We start from the raw sequence: 20,893 nt of genomic DNA, 5'->3' as shown, positions 1-20,893 counted from the left end.
GAAAAAGGGGAGTTTGAATTTCGCCCCGGCCCTATTTTTGCCCATGTCATCCTAGCTGACGAGATCAACCGCACCTCACCCCGCACCCAGAGCGCCCTGCTGGAGGCGATGGCGGAAAAGCAGGTTTCGCTGGACGAGTGCACCTACCCGCTGCCCCGTCCCTTCATGGTGCTGGCTACCCAGAACCCCTTGGAGTACCACGGCACCTATCCCTTGCCAGAAAGTCAGTTGGATCGGTTCTTGGTGCGGCTGTCAATTGGCTACCCCAGCCCTGAAGTTGAGCGGGCTCTGCTATTGCATCGGCAACAGGCGGATCCCGTAGAAACTCTCCAGCCAGTGCTTTCCCTAGCCGAGTTGCGGGAGATTCAGGCGGCAGTGGATCAGGTGTACCTGGAGGAATCCCTGGCCGACTATCTTCTCCAGGTAGTCCAGGCTACACGCACCTCCAAGTTGCTGCGGGCTGGGGTCTCCACCCGCGGGGCATTGGCTTTGGCAAGGGCAGCGCGAGCAAGGGCCTTGGTAAAGGGACGGGGCTTTTGCCTCCCAGAAGACCTGCAAGCGTTGTTTGTGCCGGTTCTGGCCCATCGCATTTCCCTAGCTGGAGCGGGGGAGATGGCAAGTAACAGACGGCAGGAAGCCGAAGCCATCATCCGCGACATCGTGGCCACGGTCGAGCCCCCGCTTTGAGAAAGACCCTGCTGAGCCATTCTGGGAGCCAGCCCAGCTTTGGCGGGATCTCCACCCGAGGGGGTACAGGGCCAGGATCCCTGAGGGGATGGCTCCAGGCAGTAGAGAATAGGGGAGAGGTTCTCCCTACTCCAGGATGAGCCAGCTACCTCAGACCACTGCCCATGTCCAGATTACCCGCCGCTCCTGGCAGGAGGGTGCCCTTGAAGGGGAAGTCAGCGCTAACGGTTGGGTTTGGTACTTTTGCTGGCACTTTCGAGGTGGGAACCTGAGAGTGGAGCCCTCAGTGGGGCGAGCCTTGATTTGCGATCCCTTGCGCCGTTTTTTGGAGAAATCGGATTACCTCCTCGAGCCTGGCAGCAACTACTCATTTGTTATCCGTAGCCGCCTCTAGGGATCCCTGGCCCTGCTGCCAAGAAAGCGCCCCTTTAAGGGTGAGGCGGGCTACCTCTGCGCTTCCAGCAACAGGCTCTAATATTGGGATGGTTGTTCTAGGAGCCGCCTCCATGACCTCTTCCTCCCACCTGACGACTGCAGAGCAGGCAGTGAGTTCTGCTAACGGCCTGAAGGAGGCCCCTCTCCTGGCGGAAGGGGATCCCTTGGGCCCGGCTCTCCCTAGGGACGAGGTGCTCAATTTGCGGAACACCTTGTTGAACCGGCGCCTGCAACTGGTCGAAGAACTTTGGGAAGCGGTAATCCTGCAGGAGTGCGGACAGCCTTTGGTGGATCTGCTGCGGCGGCTGCGCTCCATGTGTTCTCCTGAAGGGCAGGCTCTAGAATACCCCATCCCGGAAGTCTTCCAAATTGTTGAGCACCTCAGCCTTGAAGAGGCCATTCAAGCAGCGCGCGCCTTTGCCTTGTTTTTTCAGTTAATCAACATTGTTGAACAAAACTACGAGCGGGCAGAAGACTCCGATATGCGCATGGTGGACAGCCAACAGCGCACCGTGCGGGAAAACGAAAAATTTGAACGGCTCTTCCCTTACCTGCGGGCGCAGGGGGTACCGCCTGGCCTGCTGCGCCGCCTGCTGGAGCGGCTGCACATCCGCCTGGTGTTTACCGCCCACCCCACCGAGATTGTCCGCCACACCATCCGCGAAAAACAACGGACCTTCTCCCGCCTGCTTAGCCAACTGGACTGGGCAGAGCAATTCGACCCTCTGCAGGCTCAGATGTTGAGAGAACAACTGGCAGAGGAGGTTTTGCTGTGGTGGCGCACCGACGAATTGCACCAGACCAAGCCGACGGTGCTTAACGAAGTCGACTACACTCTGCACTACTTTGAGGAGGTGCTGTTTCAGGCCATCCCTCTGCTGCACGAGCGCCTCCGGCGCAGCCTGAAAACGTCCTTTCCCACTGTCGAGCCGCCGCCGGCAGGATTTTGCAACTTTGGCTCCTGGGTGGGCGGGGATCGCGACGGGAACCCCTCCGTCACTGCCGATGTTACCTGGCAAACGGCCCGCTACCAACGCAACCTGATTTTGGGCAAGTACATCGAGGCGGTGAAGGCGCTCACCAAAACCCTGAGCGTCTCTTTGCACTGGGGGGATGTGGACAGCCAGTTGCTGGATGCCCTTGAGCAGGATCGCCGCCTTATGCCGGAGGTTTACGAGTCCTTTTCGCTGCAGTATCGTCAGGAGCCCTACCGGCTCAAGCTTAGCTACATCCAGCGGCGGCTGGAGCTGACGCGAGAGCGCAACCGCCATTTGGCCGACTCTGCTTGCCTGCCTGTCCCGCCCCCTCTGGACAACGCCTACGCCAACGCCGAGGAGTTCTTGGCCGATTTGCAACTCATCCAAAGAAGTTTGAAAAACAGCGGCCTTTCCTGTCGCCAGTTGGACTACCTCATCCAACAGGTTCAGGTCTTTGGCTTCCATTTGGCCCACCTGGATATCCGCCAAGACAGCAGCTACCATGAGGCCGCTCTCACCGAGATCTTCGAATACTTGCGGATCTTGCCGCGGCCCTACAGCGAGATGACGGAGGCGGAAAAAACGGCTTTCCTCCTGCAGGAGCTGCAAACCCGCCGCCCCCTCATCCCTCTAGAAGCCCCCTTTTCTGAGAAGGCGGCGGAGCTGATTGCCACCTTTCGCACCCTGCGCCGGCTGCAGCAGGAGTTTGGCACGGCCATGTGCCAAACCTATGTAATTAGCATGAGCCGCCAGCTGAGCGATCTGCTGGAGGTGCTGCTACTAGCCAAGGAGGTGGGCCTTTATGATCCCATCAGCGGGCGGGGATCCCTGGCGGTGGTGCCGCTGTTTGAGACCGTTGAAGACCTCAAGCAGGCCCCAGAGGTCCTGCGGCAGTTGTTGGAAATTCCTTTCTATCGCCAGTACTTGGCCCAGCAGGAAAACTTACAGGAAGTGATGCTGGGCTACTCGGATAGCAACAAGGATGCTGGCTTTCTAAGCAGCAACTGGGAGATCTACAAAGCCCAGCAGCGGTTGCAAGCAGTGGCCGAGTCCTACGGGGTGAAGTTGCAGATCTTCCACGGCCGGGGTGGCTCAGTGGGGCGCGGAGGAGGGCCAGCCTACGAGGCAATTTTGGCCCAGCCTGGGCGCAGCGTGGGGGGCCGCATCAAGATTACTGAGCAGGGAGAGGTGCTGGCCTCGAAGTATTCCCTCCAGGATCTAGCCCTTTTTAACCTAGAAACCGTTACCAGCGCCGTCATCCAGGCCAGCCTGCTGCGCACCTACCCCGATGACCTGCACGAGTGGTCGCGCCTAATGGAGTCGCTAGCAGAGCGCTCGCGGCAGGTGTACCGCAACCTGGTCTACGAGCAGGAAGGCTTTGTCGAGTTTTTCCACGAGGTCACTCCTATCGAAGAGATTAGCCAACTGCAGATTAGCTCTCGCCCCGCTCGCCGCAGCGGCAACTCGAAAGATATCAGATCCCTGCGGGCCATTCCGTGGGTGTTTAGCTGGACCCAAAGCCGTTTTCTCCTGCCAGCCTGGTATGGAGTGGGTACTGCCCTCCAGGAATACGCAGCCCAAGGTGAGCACCACCTCACCCACCTGCAACACCTCTACCGCGAGTGGCCCTTCTTCCGCATGGTGATCTCCAAGGTGGAGATGACTCTGGCTAAGGCAGATTTGCAGATTGCCCGCCACTACGTGCAGGAAATGAGCTCCCCTGAGCGTTTGCCGCGGGCGATGGAGCTGTTTGAGCTCATTGCCCAGGAAATGTACCGCACCCGCGAGATGGTTCTAAAAATTACCGGCCACAGGGAGCTACTGGAAAATGATCCCTACCTAAGGCGCTCCATCCAGTTGCGCAACCGTTCAATTGTGCCCTTGGGTTTTCTGCAAATCTCCCTACTCAAGCGCCTGCGCGGCAAGCAAAACTCCCCTCTTTACCCCAGCCAGCACAGCCGCGCCGAGCTGCTGCGGGGGGCTCTCCTTACCATCAACGGCATCGCTGCTGGCATGCGCAACACAGGCTAGCGGAGAAGGGATCCCTTCTCTCTAGGAACTGCTGGGGCAGCTAGAACAAGTCGTCCTCGTATTCCTCCGGCTCTGCCTCTTGCACTTCCACCGATTCCACCTCAACGATGCGGCGGGAGGAAGGGCGGGGCTTTTCTTCGGTGTAGTCCTCCTCTGGGGTTTGGGGTAGACGGGGAGGACGACGTTGGGCAGCTGAGTCAGGGCTTTGGTCCTCCTCGCGGGTTGGACGACGAGGGCGACGGGAGTCAGCTGCCTGCTGCGAGGCGGTCTCCCCCTCTTCATAGCCGTACTCGTCCTCCTGTTCCACCTCTGGGCGACGGCGCGGGCGCACCTGGGTATTGCTGGTCAACTGAGGCCGCGGGCGGCGGGTTGGTTCCTCGCTGCGTTCGGGAATGGAACGGCTGGAGGAGGAGGTATCGCGGATGCGGGATCCACTGGCCCCGCTAGCAACGGCACGTCCTTGGACGTAGCCATCCGGCGGATAGGTGCGGCTAAAGCCTTGGCGTCGCACAACCGGCCGCACTCCCGCTATCTGGCGCACCTTCTCATTTAAGAGAATGCGCAGGCGGAAGGTCTGGATGGCAAACCAGCCAGCCATCACCGCCAACAGCACCTGGGCAAAAAACAGCAGGGGGATTAGGCGCTGACCCTCCAAGAGCAGGGAGATGGAGTAGATCAGGCCCATCGTAGCAAAGATTACATCCGACTCTTCCGCCGCCTCAGGCTTGACAAAGCGGACGGCAAAGATGGCTCCACTGGCAATTGCCACCAGGGCTGCCATCAAAAAGTAGGGGCTTTGGGTGAGAAACATGCCAGGGATCCCCAAACGATAAGAGGGGGAAAGCTGCAAGCTTTACCCATTTCAGAGCCGATCCTAACACCAATCCTTCTGCTGGCACGGGGCTGTGGACTCAGGTTTGGGCTGAGGATCCTTGGGCAGGGAGGGGTTGGTGTTAGAATCAAGGGCAGCTTCCGGTAGGCTCCATGCTGTACCTGGCACGGGTAGACAGAAAAGGTCTTTTTGGCCAAGCAGAGCTGCAGCTCTTGGCCCAGCAGGGGGAGAAAGGGGTTTGGACACCCCTGCGCCCAGCGGAGCGGATTACCCTCAAGGAAGCGGCCTCTTACAACGTTGGGGTGTTGTTGCTGGTCGAGCTGGCAGAAAACCGGCAGGTGCAGCGGGTGGAAGAGGCGGCAATGAAGCTGGTGGAGATGTTGCACAGCCTCTCCCAAGCCTACAGCCTGGTTGATTGGACAGAGATTGAAAACTGGCGCCTTTCCCTGACTCGGCAAAGCCAAGAGCTCAGTCGTCGCGAAGCTGAGGTGGCTGCTCGCCAGGAGCAGCTGCAACAGTGGGAAGCTCAACTGCGGCAGCAGCAATCAGACAGGGCTGAGATCCGGCCGTAGCTCGCGGGCACCCCTCAAATAGACGTGGTGCATCTCCGCCTGAGTCAGGGGGGTGTTCAGTTGGATTAAAACGCGGATGCAGCGTGGCAAAGCCCCATTGACATCCATCTGTTGCACATCCAACAGAGGTACTGACTCCCAGCCAGGGCGGCGGCGGGCAAATTGGGCAGGAAAGGCGGCATCTAGGTCAGGGGTAACCGAGAAAATAACACTCACTACCTCCGCCAGATCAATGGCGTTGCGATGTTCTAGAGCATCCAGAAGCTCGTTTACCGCCGCACCAATGGCCTCGGCCGTGTTGGCCGGCACGGTGATGGCTCCTCGAATTGCTCTCACCCGCCACCCCAATGGCTGTGCCCTCGTGCCTTTGAGCTCGTCTTGCTTCCAGAAGATTATACAAACTTCTCGTTCCAATCTTGCTACGGGGTAGACTGCAACACCTTCTCTAAGATCTGCTCGTGGCTAAAGCCAGCATCTACCCAGGCTTCTGCTTCCTTGAGGCGAGTGGCAGCTGTCAAGATAAACAAGTTGCTTTTTGCCCCCAAAGCTTCACTGCTGGTTTGCACGCAGGCCAAATCTTGGCCAGTTAACTGGCTAAACCAGGTGGCCAGCAGCCCTGCCTCCAGAAAGCCCATCGGGCGCTTGAAGTGGGGGGGGGTGGCAGCAGCGAAGGGAGAGTTGCGGATTGACACCACCAGCACCCCCTGATCTTTGTAGCTCCAGTCGATGTCAATCAGCCCCCAGCCGTGGGTTTTCCACGCCTGTTTGAGGCTCTGGAGAAAAAGGCCCATCTCCAGCTCAGCTAGGGGCTTTTGGTAGTAGTCGGAGAGCTCCTGGGCAAAGCGGCGGAAAAACTCTTTGCCCCACATACGGCCACAGTTGCGCAGCACCAGACGGGCTGCTTGTCCTGTCTCGTACTCCAGGCCGGTATAGATGGCTCGCAAGAGGGTCTCTGGAAGGGCTAAGAGACGGTCGCCGTGGCGACTTTCTAGCAAACCCGACTCCAAGTCGCTTTGCAGGTAGAGGCTGGGCGCGTAGTAGTTGGCCAAAACGGGGGTGTAGGGGTCGAAACCGGCGGAGCTAGCCATAGGGGATTCCTGGGTCTATGAAAGAATGGAAGGGCTCCTTAAAGACAGCAAAGCTGCCTGCACCTGGGTAATCCAGGGACGGATAAACTCCAGTTCGCCAGGTTGTAAGTGCTCTTTGAGCTCCTGCTGGAAAAGCCGATGGGCCACTTCATAAACGTTCTGCAGTCCGTACAGGCGTACTTCCTCTTCCACCCACTCGATTAGCCGCTCCCTAAGGAGGCTTTCGTCCTGCAGCAGCATGGCCAGGGCGCTGTGCCGCAACAAGAGCAACAGGTGCCGTCGGCACAGATCCACTAGCTGGGGGGCAATGGTGGGCATCTCCTTTTGCAGAGCCTCCAAAGTGCGGCTTACCATCTGGCTCTCCCGCTCCCGCACGGCCCGGTACACCTGCAGCCTTTTGGGCCAGCCGAGGACATAGGCCTTGAGTTGCTCCAGTTGCTCCGGTGTGAGGTAGCGGGCCTCTGCCTCAATTAGCATCTGCTCCAAGGGGCTGACCATCTCACTTCTCCCAAGTGTTGGGGGGGACTGGGTGGGGGCCGGAGTTCAAAACAAGCTGAACAAATCGGCCAAGGTAATCTGCTCCTCTTCGGCGGCAGGCTCCGGCCCTGCCGCCAGGGATCCCATAGAGCGGGCCACCAAAGCCCTCGGATCCCCCGCCCAGGGGATGGAGCCAAAGTACTCCCGCACCCGCCAAAAGGGCATTGGCAACGAGGGGCTTTGCCGCGGGCGGTTATCCCAGTTCAAGCGGGCAAAAAAGCTCTGCACCGACTCTTCCAGAAAAACCTCCGCCGTCATGCCTTGGTCACTCCCTGACCGGAGCGCAATTTCTGGGCAATTTCGCTGGCGGTGGCTCCTTCGTTGAGCCAAAAGGCAGCTGCGTCGATGCGATCTTTGCTGCCCAGCAAAAACTTACAGTAGCTTTCCCCCATGGAGTAGCACTGGATCTCGATGCAGCTAAGTTGCCGTTCCACCATGGTGCTGAAAAATCCGGCAAACAATCCCGCATAGAGGTGGCAAACGGGTTTGCCCACATCCCCAAGGGTGCGGGCCACAGCCGAGTCAAACAGGTTGATGAAAATAAACCCTTGGCGCCGGCTTTCGGTCTCGACTTCCCAGCGCCCCCACCCTTGCGAGGTCAAGGGCCACCACCAGGTTTCCAAAAGGAACATCAGGTGGCTCTGTCTGGGCTTGCGCCGATACTCCTCCTCGAACCAGCGGGAGAAGTGGAGGGCATCGTTGCGCCCCCACTCGCGGCCAATGGTGTACATCAACGCAGCCGACGCATCCCCCACTTCTTCTTCTAGGCCCTGTTGCAAACCCAGGATGAAGTCCTCACTTACCAAGACATTGCGGCTACCCGTCCAGTCCACCAGGGATCCCTGGGCAAGGTCGAAGCGAAAAAAGTCTTCGCGGCTGTAGTGATTGTGCCGTTGGGCAGCAGGCTGCAGGCTCAGCTCGATGAGACCCGTTGTCATGGCAGTGGGGAGAGGGCGGCAATTTTTTACACTTCTTGCTGAATCATAGCCTTTTTGCCGGGGGCTTTGGCCAGAGCCATCGAGGGGTGCACCAGCCCAACAAAAAGTCCCTGCCGCCGGGACGCCACTGAGGACCAAGGGACTGCGGCGACTTGGGTTTAGGAGTGGGGCCTGACCTTGACGAAGGCAATGGCCGATCGCCACAGCAGCGATTCTTGTCCCTCCGCGTCTGCCAAACAGAGGCAGTCCGGATCCTGCCAGCGCAACTGGCCGACGAAGACATCTCCGGTATTGAGCTTAACCTCCAGGATTTCCCGATCCCGGATCACCTTCTGCAGGCGGCGCACGCTTGGGAGCCCAGTGTTGAACTCAGTCACGGCAGCCCTCTTGGCCAGCGAAAGGACAGCAAGCGCACTGCTCTCAGTATAGGGGATCCCTGCTGGCCCGCACCTTGGCTGGACAATCTCCATAGCCGGGATCCAAAAACACTCTTACCCCCTGACCTACTTTTTCTTTCGGCGGGTACTATGTAGGGGGGATGGCGCTTGGAAAAGACGGTAAGTCTTGTTGACCTGCCGTATTTTTTAAGCGAATCCACGGGTGGTCTCCCCGACAAAAGCCAGCACAATGGAGCTGGGGTGATACAAGGTGCGGGTGTTACCCCAGGGAGGGACGATCCAAGATTGGGATCCCTTCGAAGCTGGAATTTTGCCGCCGATTTGTCTTCAACCATCCAACCATCATCAGTGTAGGAGAGATTGTCATGGCAGTTGAGAAAGTGAACTCTTCTTCGAGCCTAGCCGAAGTGATTGACCGCATCTTGGACAAGGGGATCGTGGTCGATGCCTGGGTGCGGGTTTCTCTGGTGGGGATCGAGCTGTTGGCCATTGAGGCACGTGTCGTCGTGGCTTCGGTGGAGACCTACCTGAAGTACGCCGAGGCGGTGGGCCTGACGGCTACTGCTGCTGCTCCCGCTGTCCAAACCTCCTGAGGCCACTTCTCAGTTCCCACCAGGCCTCAGCCTTTGAGAGAAGCCTGGGTTTGTTACCAAAGCAGTCGGTAAGCGAGGCAGGGGTTCAAAAGAATCTCTGCCTCCTCCCCCCTCCAAGCAATGGTCTTGCCGTTGGAGGGGAAGGGAAACTGGCTACTGGTCAATACAGCAAAAACCGGCAGGGAGAGGGTGCTATGAGTTTGCAGGAGCAGTGGGCCGAAGCCCGCAGCCAGCGGGTGGCTCAAACTCAGAGTTTGTTAAGAAAGTCTCGGCAGCAGCGCCTAGAGCAGCACCGCGCGCTGATGGCCGAGCTGAGGCAACGTTGCCAGGAACGACAAGAAGCAATACGGCAGCAGAGGGAACAAACTCGTAGCCAACTGCGCAACCTGGAGCAGAGCCGGGCGGCGCAGCGGGTCTTGGACGAGCATTCTCGCCTGGAGGCTGTGGCCCAGCGGGCCAAAGCAGTGGCGGAGCTTCTTTCTCGCATGGCCCAAGAACGAGCCGCCCAATCGCAGGCCCAACAGCAGGAGCTGCGGACTTTTCGGACCGACTTGGCTGCGACGGTGGAGAGCCTGCTGAGCACCTGTGCCCAGGCGCGGCAGGCCATGGCCAACCAAACCCGACAAGTGCGGCAGGCGTTCTGTGCCGAATTGCGGCAGCGGGTACAAGCTTTGCAGCAACTGGCGCGGCAGGAGCTGGCTCAGATTGCTCAAGAACAGCGGGCAGAGGCCCAGGCTTTGCGGCAGGCTTTGGCGGCTTTCCGCAGGGCGTTGCACGAGCAGGTGTGGGGGAATGGGATCCCAGGGGATCGGCCCATTGTCCCAGATCTTGAGGAATCTGAAGAGGGTGATAAGCCGCCTGAGAGCTTGGTCAAAGCTGCAGCAACGGTTTCGACTGAGGTTACCCAACCAGAGCTTGGAGTTCCAGTCTCAGACGACACAGCCCCTCCTCCCCCTTCTGGGGCACCCCCTGAACCCTCCCCAGCTCCGCCTGCTTCGGCGCAGGAGGAAAGTTCGGATCGCATCCTGGCCTACGTCCGCAAGTATGTAGAGGCTTTGCAAGCGCAGGATCCTAACCTAACCTTGCTGCAGGTGATCGGGGATCGGGAGCGGGTGCGGGATCTGCTGGCCCGCGGTGCAGTGGATCTGGGGGTGGATCCCGCGGAAATCTTGGCCACCTTGCGGCGTATGGTGTCAGCGACGGTTGTGGTCTAAGCCCAGCGCAATCCCTAGGAGCGCAAGAAGACCGTTGCGGCTATAGTCAAGGCAGGAGCGTCACGGCAATTGAGAGTTGGGTATTGCTATGGCCACGGTTCTGCAGGCGCGTCCCCGCCACTTTGTGAGCACCCCCTACATTGAGCGGATTACCCGCCGCGCTTTGCGCTACCTGCAATCCGGTTTTGCGGTGCATCTGCGGGGGCCTTCGGGCACAGGCAAAACTACCCTAGCGATGCATTTGGCTAGCCTCCTAGGCCGCCCCATCATGCTGATCTATGGCGACGACCGCTTTGATTCCTCCGACCTCATCGGGGGCCGCACCGGCTTTACCCATCGGCGGGTGGTGGATAACTTCATCCATTCAGTGGTGAAGATAGAGGAAGATGTGCGGCAGCGCTGGGTAGATGCCCGCCTCACCTTGGCTTGCCGGGAGGGGTTTACCCTCATCTACGACGAGTTCAACCGCTCCCGCCCTGAGGCCAACAACGCCCTCCTGAGCGCTTTGGAAGAGAGGCTGCTGGTGTTGCCGCCAGATAGCAACCGCTCCGAATATCTGCGGGTACATCCCCAGTTCCGGGCCATCTTCACCTCTAACCCAGAGGAATACACCGGGGTTCACAAGGCCCAAGATGCGCTGCTGGATCGGATGATTACCATTGATATTGGGGAGCCGGACATCGAGACGGAAAAGGAGATCCTCATTTCCCGCATCGGCCTATCTGCTTCTGACGCGCTCAAGATTGTCCACCTTGTCCGTGCTTTCCGCCGCAAGCTGGATCTGACCCGCCAACCCAGCCTGCGCAGTTGTCTGATGATCGGGCGCATCGTCAAGGAGCACGAGCTGGCGGTGAGCAAAGAAAACACTGATTTTCGTGCCCTGTGTGCCGATGTGCTGTTGCCTAGGGCTGGCAATCGCTATGAAGAGGGATCCCAGGTGCTCAACCAACTCCTGGACCAACTGCCCGGCTAAGGGGCAGGCCCGCCTAAACACCTCTGCAGGCTTTGAAGGGGGATTGCTCTGTGCCCATTACCTCTCAACCTCTGGCCACTGCCACCCACGGCTCCTCATTGGCCGATGTCTTGGAACGGGTACTGGATAAGGGCATTGTTATCGCCGGGGATATCACGGTTTCCGTGGGCAATGTGGAGTTGCTCACTGTGCGCATTCGGCTGCTGATTTCCTCCGTAGACAAAGCCAAGGAGATTGGGATCAACTGGTGGGAAGCGGATCCCTACCTCCACAGCCAAGCCCGCGAGCTGCTGGAAACCAACCGCCAGTTGCTGCAGCGGGTCAGTGAGCTGGAAAAGCAACTGGCCCAAGGGGGGAAAGAAACGGAGTAATCCCAGGCTAGACTGGCTGCTGGGGTGGTTTAACCGGGGGAGGGGATGGCAGCAGGGATCAGCCTCGACCACAAGGGCTGGGGCCGCCTAAGGGAGTTGGAGTGGGCGGCAGGCCTAGTGCTGGCGCTGGCGATCTCCAGCCCAGCCTGGGGGCAAAACCCGCGTGCCATCAGCATTAGCGCCGATGTTCAGGAGGCCAACGCCAACACGGGGGTGTTTGTAGCCACTGGCAATGTTACCCTCAGCTTTCCTGCCGAGCGCCTCACTGCCCGTGCCCAAAAGGCAGTCTACTACAGCAAAGAGCAGCGGATTGAGCTGGAGGGCCGGGTCACCATCCGCCAAGGAGAAAATCAACTCCAGGCAGAGAAGGTCATCTACCACCTTGGAAAAGGGATCCTCCAGGCCGTCCCTTTACCCGGCCAGCAGGTAGAATCCATCTACGTGTTGCCGGAGCCTACTGCTAGTCCCTAGTTCTAGCGCCCACGAAAGGATTCGAACCTCCGACCCCTGGGACCGGAACCCAGTGCTCTAGTCCGCTGAGCTACGTGGGCAGTCGATAGCTCCTATCCTACCCTCCCCTTTTGCCTGCTTGCAAGTCCTGCAGAGGGGCAAAGCTGCGGCGGTGCTGAGGGCTTGGCCCCAACTGCTGCAGCGCCAGCCGGTGCTCCCGGGTGCCATAGCCGACGTTGGTGCGCCAGCCATAGCCGGGGTACTGGGAGTCCCAGCTCTGCATCAGAGCATCCCGCCAGACCTTGGCCACGATGGAGGCAGCAGCGATGGAGAGGCTGAGCTGATCCCCTTTCACTAGCGCTGTTTGCCGGGATCCCAGCTCGGCCAACGGCAGCCCATCCAGCAAGACGTGCTCCACTTCCCCCACCTGCGCCAGAGCTCGTTGCATGGCCAGCAGCGTAGCCCGGCGAATGTTGAGCCGGTCAATCTCGGCGGCAGAGGCACTGCCGATGCCCACAGCCAGGGCCACCCGGTAAATCCGCTCCGCCCAGTAAGCACGCTGCCGGGGGCTAAGTTGCTTGCAGTCCCTCACCCCTGCCAGCACCTCCGGATCCAGTTGGGGAGGCAGAATGACCGCCGCGGCAACCACAGGCCCGGCCAGGGCTCCCCGCCCCACTTCATCCACCCCCGCCACTCGCCGCAGCCCTCGTTGCCACAGGGATCCCTCCCACCTCAAGCTAGGCTTGGTTGCCTTGTCCATAAGTCACCAACCAGCTTGGCTAACTGCTGCGAGAGCGCCGTCGTCTGGAGGCTGCTGGCGATTGGTGAGAGGGGTCAATGACTACTTCTGGCGGCGCCCCTGTTGCTGCTGGCTCTGCTGTAGGCAGCCGTTCGGCCTGGGTAGCTTCCGGCCGAGGAGCAGGCTCTTGGGATGGCGGGGCCAACGCTTCCGCTAAAGGTGAAGGTGCACCGTTGGTGGGAGTTGGGCTAGGGGATCCCTCCACCGCTGCAGGGCCTGGCAAAACTACCCTAATCACCGTGTCTCGGCCCGCAGGCGGTGGCTGATCCAGAAGCAACAGGGGCGACAGCCCCAGCTCCGAATAGACCCGCTGCTGGAGAGGAGTCATTTCCACACTGAGGGTTTGCCGAGCTGGTCCACTTTCTGGAGACTCTGTCCCACTGGCATGGCCAGCCTCCTCCCCGCGGCTAGGGCGATGGAATTCTTTGCGCTTTTGCTCTGCTCCTTCTACCTCCCCCTCTTCGCGGGGCCGTTTGCGCACCAGCTCAACCCTGGGTTCCTCCGCCTCCAGTTGCTCTCCTGGACCCAGCCGGGAGCGGTCCAGGGAAGTACGACTATCCGCTGGCAACGCTCCATTGCTGCCCACCTGGAGGCGTGCCCGCTGGGGATCGACGCTCTGGGGGAGAATTGGGCCAGCACCCTCCTCTTCGCCCTCCTCGACCTCGCTAGGCAGCGTTACCGGTCGTCCAGTTTCGACAGTTAACAGCCGCCCTGGCTCGGATCCCGGCAGTCGGGCCAGGATCCCTAGCCCCTCACAGGTGGGGCAGGGGTGGCCAAAGATCTCGTAGAGGCTCTGCCCCTGCCGCTTACGGGTGAGTTCCACTAGCCCCAATTCCGACAGCTGAACCACCTGAGGGCGGGCCTTGTCATTGGCAAGGGCCTTGTTGAAGTGTTCCAGAACCAGCAGCTGATCCCGGCGGGAGTCCATGTCGATGAAATCCACCACGATCACCCCGGCGATGTTGCGCAGCCGCAGCTGACGGGCAATCTCGGTGGCAGCCTCGCAGTTGGTCCACAGCACCGTCTCGCGGGAGGTAGCTGACTGGGTGAAAGAGCCGGAGTTGACATCGATCACGGTCAGGGCCTCCGTGGGCTCAATGACGATGTAGCCTCCAGAAGGGAGATCCACCCGCGGCCGCAGGGCCTGGCGAATAACCGCATTGACCCGGAAGTACTCCAGGATGGGGGTAGGCTCGCGGTGAACCTCAACCACAACTCCCGGCGGCATTTTTCCTTTGTTCCAGCCTTGCAGATAGCTGCGCACCCGTTTTGCACCGGCCGCAGAGTCAGTAACGATGCGGTTGACATCGTCTGAATAAACGTCCCGCAGCACCCGTTGGATAAAATCTTCGTCCCGCCTGAGCAGGCCCGGCCCCCGTGCTGCCTGATACTGCTGCTGGATCTCTTCCCAGAGCTTTTTCAACTGCTCCAGGTCATCAATCATGGCCTCTTCGGATACTCCTTCGGCCTCCGTGCGTACCAACAGGCCCATCTGGGGAGGCTTAATCAAGATGGCCAGCGATTTCAGGCGATTGCGTTCTTCTCGGTCCTCAATGCGGCGGGACAGATACACCCCCTTCCCGTAAGGCCGCAACACCAAGTAACGCCCTGGAAGAGCTAGGTCGCCTGTAAGACGCGGCCCTTTGTTACCAGTGGGCTCTTTCATCACCTGCACCAGCACTTTTTGCTGCGGCAGGACCAGTTCGGAAATGGGAGCCTGGTTGCGTTTAAGACGCAGCGGGCCTAGGTCGCTGACGTGAATAAACCCGTTGCGTTCCCCAGAGCCGAGGTTGACAAAGGCGGCATCGATACTAGGTAGGACGTTCTCAATAATTCCAACGTAAATATCCCCTACCTGGTGGGTGCCACTGGCGATGATTAGCTCTTGGACTTGGTCTTCGGCAAAGACAGCGGCAATACGGTGCTGCTCAGCAATGACAATCTGCCTAGGCATTAATTTCCCTCCCCCCCCTAAGGCCTGCAGTTTTGGATTGAACCCTCGTCTTGGAGAGGGGGTGTTCTAGGATCCGCTCAAGTCTTCGAGGACAAAATTGACTCATCATCCAGCTGTCCATTACCCTAAGCTCTTGGCCAATGACGGACTTCCTGGTTTTGCACTCCAAAGACCTCAGCTTGTGCAGGATTGGCAGTAGGGGGAAAGGTACCCTAGCAGGAACCCGACAAGGGACACCCCTTGCCTGCAACTTGTCTGCAAGAAAGAGGCCCCTTCCCGAGGAAAAAGAAAAGCTGACCTAGCTCGAAGAGGCACACCTCTCTGGACGCCTGGACCCTGTGGCAGTTGTTCTGGGTACGGAGCTCAAGGGGTCTGCGTTTTGGGATCTAACCTAACTTTTGCCTGCTGCTCCTTTGGTCAGGGGTTGAGGCCTGGCAAGGGTTGCAGCAGTATTATAAGGCCTGCAGCATCCCTTAGCCTAGCCAGCCCTGCTGACCAAGAGGCCGCTACTTGCAGCCAACCCTTAGTTGGGCTCGGAGGTGCCGTTCTCCCACAGTAGTCGCAGCCGCTTGGCCGTCTGCAGGGTCCAGCGGGGCAAGCCCAGAGCCTCGGCCATCTGCAGCAGTTGAGGAGGCCGGAGGTAGGCACCGTCATTGCGGCAACTGCCGCGGTAGAAGAGGTGGGCGCTGCCATCAGGGGCCAAGCCCTGGAACTCTAGGTAGTAAAGCAGGGGACGGGCGTTGAAAAGAGATGCTTTGCCCGACTTGGAAGATTTCTCAATCCAAATTTCCCGAGCATCTAGGATCTGGCTGACCCAGGCGGGCCAATTGGCATTGGGCAACTCGCAGCTCACGCTTAGTTGATATTCAGCGGCATAGACAGCCTCAGTGGCCGAGGGATCCCGCAGGCCAATCTCCTGAATGGCCTGGATGGAGATTTCTGGTGGCAGTTGTTCGACAAGCAGGGCACGCAGCTCCTCAGCGGTGAAGGGCCCCTCTGGCCGCTGCAACAGCTCCAGGTCTAGGATCTCGCCGTAGCCTTCCTGGCCAACGGGCAGGGCGTTGGCGTTAGCCAGGCGAGGCAGGGGGTGGTAGCCGCCACTAAAAGCCAAGGGCAATCCTGCGCGCCGACAGGCTTGCTCCCACAGGCGCATGAGATCCAAGTGGCCTAGCCAGCGCAGGTCCCCCGTTTTGGCGTAGGTGATGCGGAAGCGCTGGGCAGGCGGCTCTGGCTCGAGAGGATCTGGGGTGGGGGCGGGCCGGCTTTGCAGCGGCGGAACGGGGGGAGGCGGGATGACGATGTTGTGGCCAAAGCTGGGGCCGCAGACGCCGCAGGCAGAGCACTTCTCAAAGGAGCAGTCTTCTACAGTCATCGCTTCCAGGGCGCGGCGGTAGTCTTTCTGCAGCCATTTTTTGTCGATGCCGGTGTCGATGTGATCCCAGGGTAGGGGATCCTCCAAGCCCAGCTCGCGGATGGGGAGATAGGCGCAGAGGGCAACCGGATCGGCGCTGGGATCTACGGCTTCGCCGCAGTAGGCCTTGACCCAGGCAGCGTAGGCCGTGTCGATGTTTTCCCACCAGGCATCCAGGCCAGCACCGGCCCGCCAGGCCCGCTCAATCATTTGTCCCAGGGAGCGATCCCCCTTGCCAATAAAGTCCTCCAGGATGCTAAAGCGGATGTCGGTGAAGTGGGCCTTGACCCCCCGCAGCCGCCGCAGTTCCTTCTGTAGCAGGGCCTGCTTGCGCTGCACGTCGGCATAGTCCACCCGGTGCCACTGGAAGGGCGTGTGGGGTTTGGGAACAAAGTTGGAAAGGGTAAGGGTAAACTCCACCCGCTTGCGGCCCAGGGCAGCACACTCCCGCTGCAGCATCTCGACAGTGCGGGCAATGCCAATGACATCGGCGTCGGTCTCGCCGGGCAGGCCAATCATGAAGTAGAGCTTAATTTTGTCCCAGCCCTCCTGGACGGCGGTGCGAATGCCGCGAATGAGGTCGGCGTCGCTCAGACCCTTGTTGATGATGTCCCGCAGCCGTTGCGTGCCCGCCTCTGGGGCAAAGGTCAGACCGGAGCGGCGGGATCCTTTCATGATGGCGGCAATTTGCTCATCAAAGCGATCCACCCGCTGGCTGGGCAGCGAGAGCGCAACGTGCTGGCCAAGGAGACGGTTGTGCAGCTCCACTCCCACCGCCGGCAGGGAAAGGTAGTCGGAGCAACTGAGAGAAGAAAGGGAAAACTCACTGTAGCCGGTTTTGCGCAGCCCCTGCACCACTGCCTCCACTACCGCTTCCGGCTCCACATCGCGGGCTGGACGGGTGAGCATGCCGGGTTGGCAGAAGCGACAGCCACGGGTACAGCCCCGCCGCACTTCCATCACCAGGCGGTCGTGCACCGTTGCCACCAGCGGCACTAGGCCAATGGAGTACTGCGGTTGGGGCAGCGCTACGCGGCGGCGAACACGCTCCGGCACACCGGCCACGATGGGCCGCGGTGGGATCCCCTCGTAAAACTGGGGTACATACACCCCCGGCACTTGGGCTAGCTCTAAAAGCACTTCCCGGCGGGGCTTGTGCAGGGATCCAGCCAGCACTTGGCCAATTTCGGGCAGCACCTCTTCCCCATCCCCGAAGACAAAGAAGTCAAAAAAGTCAGCAAAGGGCTCTGGGTTAGAGGTGGCGGTCGGCCCACCGGCAAAGATCAGGGGACACTCCTGCGGGGTGAAGGCTTGCCGTTCCCACCACTTGAGCGGGATCTCAGCCAGATCCAGCATCTCCAGGATGTTGGTGCCCCCCAGCTCGTAGGCTAGGCTGAAGCCGACAATATGGAAAGCGCGCAAGGGGCGACGCGATTCTACAGCAAACAGCGGGATCCGCAACTGCCGCATCCGGGCCGCCAAATCCCGGCCTGGCAAGTAGGCGCGGTCGCACAACTGGTCTGGCTGGGCGTTGAGGATGTTGTAGAGGATAATGTGGCCCAGGTTGGAGGCCCCCACCTCGTACAGCTCTGGGTAACTCAGCACCCAACGCACCCGCGCCGAGTCCCAGGGGCGGTGGACAGCACCAAATTCTTTCCCCAAGTAGCGGGCTGGCCGCTGAATTTCCGGCGTGAGCAGGCAATCCAGATCAATGGGGCCTAGGTCGGCTTCCGTGGCAGCTGCAGCAAGCATGGGGCTCCTAACCAGCAGCAAACACAGTTTCTAATCTGACTCTAGCCGAACTTGCCCAGCAGTCCAAAGCCGGGGTGGATGGGTCCGGGAGCCGCTGGCAGGCGGGTTGGGGTCAATCCTACTCTTTCTCCGCCTCGAAGGAGTACCCGGAAGCTACTGCCAAAGCTTCCAGGGAGCGCAGTCCTACGTAACGGCGGCCATTGATAATCCAGGTTGGATAGCTGGTGATCCCTGCCTTTGTACACTCCTCGAGCTGGGGCGTGCCGGGCCCGTTGGGCGAGCACTCCACATAGGGTACCTGGGCAAAGGCTGACCCAAACAGGGCCTTCTGCTCTTGACAGTGGGGGCACCAGTAGGCCCCATACATGGTGGCGCCAATCTTACGCAGGTGGGCCGCCAAGCCTGCCGCTAGAGGGCTAGGTGGAGGGGCCTGGTTAGCGTACACCCCAAGGGTGGCTACCAAGGTGAACAGGCCCACGAGAATGTAACCAACAGCCAGCTTGACCCCGTCCAGCCAGCGGTGGCCGAACACGGTAACGAGCCAAAGCCCCGCCACCAACCCGATTGCTGCAGTGCAGTATAGGCAGAATTGCCGCAGCACTGCCACCATGAGGTAAAGCATGTACATCTCAAAGACACTCATGGCGGAAACCAAGCCAAACAGAGCTGGCCACCGCCACCGCTTCACCCCTGGGAGTGTATCTGGCAGCACAGCCAGCGCCAAGACGGCGAGAAACCCCAGCAGTCCAAGAGCTGCTGTTGGGATCCCCAAAAACTCTGCCCACCGACTGGAGAGCACCAGGTTGCACCCCCCATCCCCTCTGCAGAAGGCAGCCGGCTGCTCCGTTAGCTTGGTGTAGGTAAGGTAGGCTGTCAACAGAACTCCTAAGCCGGACAAGAGGGCCAAAATTGGGCGAGCATGGCGCTGCAGCCAGGTTTCCTGCGGGGCCTTAAGATAGGAAGCCATAGAACCGTTACAGCAGCTTGACACCCCTGAATTATAGAGGAGCAGAATTGACCTCGTCCGTGGGATCCTGTATCGGCAGGCCAGCTAAGCGGCGCACTTGGGCGGCAAACCTATCCCCTAGCCGTAGGGATCCCAGCTTGGGATCAGAGAGAGGGCGGTCGCAGATCCCCCAGCGGCGGCGAAAGTAGCGGGCCAAGTCGGTTTCGGCCAAAGCCAGATAAACCGGGCGGCCATGGGGACAGGTGTGGGGGCTAGCAGTGCGCTGCCAGGCGTCCAGCAACTGCTGCATCTGCTCCAGGGTCAGGGGGGTCCCATTGCGCAAAGCGCCACGGCAGGCCAGCGTCACCTGAGCTGCCTCCAGGTCGGCACAACGGCTAAGTTCTAGAAGGGATCCCTGCACCTCGGCGGGATCTTCGGAGCAGAGAGCCAGCGGTAGGCGGCGCACTAGATACGCAGCGGGGCCAAAGGGTTCCGGCTCCAGCCCCAACTGCTCCAACTGCTCCACAGCTTGGGAAGACAACCCCTGCAGCATCACGGGTGTCTCAAGCTTCACTAGCTGCCAGTGCTTTTGGATCTCCTCGTAGCGCACTCGCTCGTGGGCCAGGTGTTGCTCCACCAGCCACAGCCCTTGGGGGTGCTCCGCTAGGATGTAGGTCTGGTGCAGCTGAGCCAACGCCTTCAGAGGCGGTAGGGAGGAACCCGCGGCAGAGGAAGCTGGGCTCTGGAGGGAGGGAGAAACCCTGTAGAGGGACTTGGCCTCGCTGGCGCGGAGGAGATGGAGGGAGCGGCGACTGGCCTGGACAGATCCCGCCCGCAGGAGATCCTGGAGGTACTGGCGCAATTGCTCCTCTCGCTTTTGCGGCTCCTGCAGATAAAGTTCGCTCTTAGCCGGATGGCGGTTCCAGTCCACCTGTTCAGGTGGCAGGCGCAGATGCACCACCACTACGGGATGGCGATGGCGGGGCAAGGTGTGCTGAAAGACGGACTGGATGAGCCGTTGCCACGCCGGCATCTGCACAAAGCGCCCGTTGACCGCCACCCGGATCCAATCGGGGCGAGGGCGATGCAGGCGATCCGGCAAGCCTAGCACTACTTCCCAGTCACTATCCCCCTCTTGAATGCGCCGGTAGCGTAGATCGGAAGGCTCCACTTGCGGCAACATTTGCAGGAGCAGATCCAGCAGAGATGGACCCGGCCAGAGACTGAGCAGCAATTGCCCTTCTTGGCACACCTGCCAACTCACCTCTGGATGCGCCAGGGCCGCGTTCTGGATCAAAGTTAGGAGCGAGCGCGTCTGGGGCAGGGGACAGCGGCGTAGGGGCCAGTTAGCAAACAAATCCGCCACCGTCACCACTGTCCCTAGAGCAGTGGCCGCTGGCTGCTTGGAGGTCAGCTCCCCCCGCTGGTCGTAGGTGGCGAGCCAGCCGTGAGCATCGGCAGCATGGCGAGTCTGAATGGTCAGGGATCCCAGGCGGGCTAGACTGTGCAGCGCTTCGCCGCGAAACCCCAGGCTACGCCCATCTAACTTGCTCGTGGTGTAGCGACGGGCCACCTGCTCCAACTCCGAACCTGGGATCCCTTGGCCGTTATCGGCTACCCGCACCTGCCAGCGGCTAGGCCAAAGATCTACCTGAATGCGGCTGGCCTGGGCATCGAGGGCGTTTTCTATCAATTCCCTGAGAGCTGCCTCCAGCGAGTCAATCACCTCTCCCGCTGCCATTTGGGCAACTCGCTCCGGACTGAGGGGCCGAATCCTGAGCATGGGAAAAGCTCCCTTGAGGAGTCCTCTTTCAGTATGTCCCGCCAAGGAACTCCTCCCCTCCCTCGGGGCAAAAGGAAAACCCCTGGCCGGGGCCAGGGGTGTAGAGGTCAACTGGGCTGGGTAGGTCTTAGCCACGAACAGCCGGCGCCACT

21 protein-coding genes and 1 tRNA gene are annotated in these 20,893 nt (G+C 60.2%); 9 read left to right on the top strand and 13 right to left on the bottom strand.

Annotated elements, in window-relative coordinates; all coding sequences use genetic code 11:
* The 3 genes from NW822_RS11225 to ppc all read left to right on the top strand — a co-directional run.
* Positions 1-687, top strand: a 687-nt coding sequence (locus NW822_RS11225; RefSeq protein ID WP_414404494.1) for an AAA family ATPase, incomplete at its 5' end; no start/stop codon positions are given.
* Positions 688-823: 136 nt separating this feature from the next.
* Positions 824-1,081, top strand: a complete 258-nt coding sequence (locus NW822_RS11220) for a DUF3146 family protein (protein ID WP_414404493.1) — start codon at positions 824-826, stop codon at positions 1,079-1,081.
* 112 nt (positions 1,082-1,193) lie between these two features.
* Positions 1,194-4,130, top strand: coding sequence for a phosphoenolpyruvate carboxylase (ppc, locus tag NW822_RS11215; protein ID WP_414404492.1), 2,937 nt, complete (start codon positions 1,194-1,196; stop codon positions 4,128-4,130).
* Between the two features lie 40 nt (positions 4,131-4,170).
* Here ppc and NW822_RS11210 read toward each other — a convergent pair whose 3' ends face one another.
* Positions 4,171-4,941: a Ycf66 family protein gene (locus NW822_RS11210; protein ID WP_414404491.1), complete on the bottom strand. Its 771-nt coding sequence runs from the start codon at positions 4,939-4,941 to the stop codon at positions 4,171-4,173.
* Positions 4,942-5,114: 173 nt separating this feature from the next.
* Between NW822_RS11210 and NW822_RS11205 the strand changes: the two genes are divergently transcribed.
* Positions 5,115-5,534: a hypothetical protein gene (locus NW822_RS11205; RefSeq protein WP_414404490.1), complete on the top strand. Its 420-nt coding sequence runs from the start codon at positions 5,115-5,117 to the stop codon at positions 5,532-5,534.
* Here the strand turns inward: NW822_RS11205 and aroH are convergent.
* The 6 genes from aroH to NW822_RS11175 all read right to left on the bottom strand — a co-directional run bounded on the left by aroH (position 5,508) and on the right by NW822_RS11175 (position 8,474).
* Complete coding sequence (gene aroH, locus NW822_RS11200) at positions 5,508-5,882, bottom strand: chorismate mutase (RefSeq protein WP_414362287.1); 375 nt, start codon at positions 5,880-5,882, stop codon at positions 5,508-5,510. The genes NW822_RS11205 and aroH overlap by 27 nt on opposite strands.
* Positions 5,883-5,953: 71 nt before the next feature.
* Entirely contained in the window at positions 5,954-6,622 is a 669-nt protein-coding gene (locus NW822_RS11195) for a V4R domain-containing protein (protein WP_414362109.1), read from the bottom strand.
* Positions 6,623-6,637: 15 nt separating this feature from the next.
* Complete coding sequence (locus tag NW822_RS11190) at positions 6,638-7,120, bottom strand: hypothetical protein (RefSeq protein WP_414404489.1); 483 nt, start codon at positions 7,118-7,120, stop codon at positions 6,638-6,640.
* 45 nt (positions 7,121-7,165) lie between these two features.
* Positions 7,166-7,417 (bottom strand): hypothetical protein, encoded by a 252-nt coding sequence (locus tag NW822_RS11185; protein WP_414404488.1) that lies wholly within the window; start codon positions 7,415-7,417, stop codon positions 7,166-7,168.
* Entirely contained in the window at positions 7,414-8,097 is a 684-nt protein-coding gene (locus NW822_RS11180) for a V4R domain-containing protein (RefSeq protein WP_414404487.1), read from the bottom strand. The genes NW822_RS11185 and NW822_RS11180 overlap by 4 nt, the downstream gene beginning before the upstream one ends.
* Before the next feature lie 158 nt (positions 8,098-8,255).
* Entirely contained in the window at positions 8,256-8,474 is a 219-nt protein-coding gene (locus NW822_RS11175; protein WP_414404486.1) for an Hfq-related RNA-binding protein, read from the bottom strand.
* Positions 8,475-8,860: 386 nt separating this feature from the next.
* On the opposite strand from NW822_RS11175, the gene gvpA reads away from it, so the two are divergent.
* The 5 genes from gvpA to NW822_RS11150 all read left to right on the top strand — a co-directional run bounded on the left by gvpA (position 8,861) and on the right by NW822_RS11150 (position 12,117).
* A complete protein-coding gene (gene gvpA / locus NW822_RS11170) occupies positions 8,861-9,088 on the top strand; it encodes a gas vesicle structural protein GvpA (protein WP_414404485.1) in 228 nt (75 codons plus the stop codon).
* 194 nt (positions 9,089-9,282) lie between these two features.
* Positions 9,283-10,302, top strand: coding sequence for a gas vesicle protein GvpC (gene gvpC, locus NW822_RS11165; protein ID WP_414404484.1), 1,020 nt, complete (start codon positions 9,283-9,285; stop codon positions 10,300-10,302).
* 88 nt (positions 10,303-10,390) lie between these two features.
* A complete protein-coding gene (gvpN, locus tag NW822_RS11160) occupies positions 10,391-11,275 on the top strand; it encodes a gas vesicle protein GvpN (RefSeq protein ID WP_414404483.1) in 885 nt (294 codons plus the stop codon).
* A gap of 50 nt (positions 11,276-11,325) precedes the next feature.
* Positions 11,326-11,646 (top strand): gas vesicle protein, encoded by a 321-nt coding sequence (locus tag NW822_RS11155; protein WP_414362094.1) that lies wholly within the window; start codon positions 11,326-11,328, stop codon positions 11,644-11,646.
* 45 nt (positions 11,647-11,691) lie between these two features.
* Positions 11,692-12,117: an LptA/OstA family protein gene (locus NW822_RS11150; RefSeq protein ID WP_414404482.1), complete on the top strand. Its 426-nt coding sequence runs from the start codon at positions 11,692-11,694 to the stop codon at positions 12,115-12,117.
* A gap of 6 nt (positions 12,118-12,123) precedes the next feature.
* Here the strand turns inward: NW822_RS11150 and NW822_RS11145 are convergent.
* From NW822_RS11145 to mutL, 6 genes are all read right to left on the bottom strand, one after another.
* Positions 12,124-12,197: transfer RNA gene (locus NW822_RS11145), tRNA-Arg, on the bottom strand.
* 17 nt (positions 12,198-12,214) lie between these two features.
* Positions 12,215-12,856: a ribonuclease HII gene (locus NW822_RS11140; RefSeq protein WP_414362091.1), complete on the bottom strand. Its 642-nt coding sequence runs from the start codon at positions 12,854-12,856 to the stop codon at positions 12,215-12,217.
* A 19-nt stretch (positions 12,857-12,875) separates the two neighbouring features.
* Positions 12,876-14,849 carry an Rne/Rng family ribonuclease gene (locus tag NW822_RS11135; RefSeq protein WP_414404481.1) on the bottom strand — a complete coding sequence of 658 codons (1,974 nt, stop codon included), beginning with the start codon at positions 14,847-14,849 and terminating at the stop codon, positions 12,876-12,878.
* A 523-nt stretch (positions 14,850-15,372) separates the two neighbouring features.
* Positions 15,373-18,012 carry a TIGR03960 family B12-binding radical SAM protein gene (locus NW822_RS11130; protein ID WP_414404480.1) on the bottom strand — a complete coding sequence of 880 codons (2,640 nt, stop codon included), beginning with the start codon at positions 18,010-18,012 and terminating at the stop codon, positions 15,373-15,375.
* A 118-nt stretch (positions 18,013-18,130) separates the two neighbouring features.
* Positions 18,131-18,979 carry a vitamin K epoxide reductase family protein gene (locus NW822_RS11125; RefSeq protein ID WP_414362085.1) on the bottom strand — a complete coding sequence of 283 codons (849 nt, stop codon included), beginning with the start codon at positions 18,977-18,979 and terminating at the stop codon, positions 18,131-18,133.
* A gap of 31 nt (positions 18,980-19,010) precedes the next feature.
* Positions 19,011-20,741 (bottom strand): DNA mismatch repair endonuclease MutL, encoded by a 1,731-nt coding sequence (gene mutL / locus NW822_RS11120; RefSeq protein ID WP_414404479.1) that lies wholly within the window; start codon positions 20,739-20,741, stop codon positions 19,011-19,013.
* Between the last annotated feature and the right edge of the window lie 152 nt (positions 20,742-20,893).

Origin of the sequence: Synechococcus sp. H70.2, from assembly GCF_047462275.1 — a bacterium.
Classification (GTDB): Bacteria; Cyanobacteriota; Cyanobacteriia; order Thermostichales; family Thermostichaceae; genus Thermostichus.
This window is presented reverse-complemented; position numbering and strand designations above follow the sequence as displayed.

Coding starts and splice junctions, on each gene's coding strand:
- NW822_RS11220 (WP_414404493.1), top strand. CDS start 824: ATGAGCCAGCTACCTCAGACCACTGCCCATGTCCAGATTACCCGCCGC.
- ppc (WP_414404492.1), top strand. CDS start 1,194: ATGACCTCTTCCTCCCACCTGACGACTGCAGAGCAGGCAGTGAGTTCT.
- NW822_RS11210 (WP_414404491.1), bottom strand. CDS start 4,941: ATGTTTCTCACCCAAAGCCCCTACTTTTTGATGGCAGCCCTGGTGGCA.
- NW822_RS11205 (WP_414404490.1), top strand. CDS start 5,115: ATGCTGTACCTGGCACGGGTAGACAGAAAAGGTCTTTTTGGCCAAGCA.
- NW822_RS11195 (WP_414362109.1), bottom strand. CDS start 6,622: ATGGCTAGCTCCGCCGGTTTCGACCCCTACACCCCCGTTTTGGCCAAC.
- NW822_RS11190 (WP_414404489.1), bottom strand. CDS start 7,120: ATGGTCAGCCCCTTGGAGCAGATGCTAATTGAGGCAGAGGCCCGCTAC.
- NW822_RS11185 (WP_414404488.1), bottom strand. CDS start 7,417: ATGACGGCGGAGGTTTTTCTGGAAGAGTCGGTGCAGAGCTTTTTTGCC.
- NW822_RS11180 (WP_414404487.1), bottom strand. CDS start 8,097: ATGACAACGGGTCTCATCGAGCTGAGCCTGCAGCCTGCTGCCCAACGG.
- gvpA (WP_414404485.1), top strand. CDS start 8,861: ATGGCAGTTGAGAAAGTGAACTCTTCTTCGAGCCTAGCCGAAGTGATT.
- gvpC (WP_414404484.1), top strand. CDS start 9,283: ATGAGTTTGCAGGAGCAGTGGGCCGAAGCCCGCAGCCAGCGGGTGGCT.
- gvpN (WP_414404483.1), top strand. CDS start 10,391: ATGGCCACGGTTCTGCAGGCGCGTCCCCGCCACTTTGTGAGCACCCCC.
- NW822_RS11150 (WP_414404482.1), top strand. CDS start 11,692: ATGGCAGCAGGGATCAGCCTCGACCACAAGGGCTGGGGCCGCCTAAGG.
- NW822_RS11140 (WP_414362091.1), bottom strand. CDS start 12,856: ATGGACAAGGCAACCAAGCCTAGCTTGAGGTGGGAGGGATCCCTGTGG.
- NW822_RS11135 (WP_414404481.1), bottom strand. CDS start 14,849: ATGCCTAGGCAGATTGTCATTGCTGAGCAGCACCGTATTGCCGCTGTC.
- NW822_RS11130 (WP_414404480.1), bottom strand. CDS start 18,012: ATGCTTGCTGCAGCTGCCACGGAAGCCGACCTAGGCCCCATTGATCTG.
- NW822_RS11125 (WP_414362085.1), bottom strand. CDS start 18,979: ATGGCTTCCTATCTTAAGGCCCCGCAGGAAACCTGGCTGCAGCGCCAT.
- mutL (WP_414404479.1), bottom strand. CDS start 20,741: ATGCTCAGGATTCGGCCCCTCAGTCCGGAGCGAGTTGCCCAAATGGCA.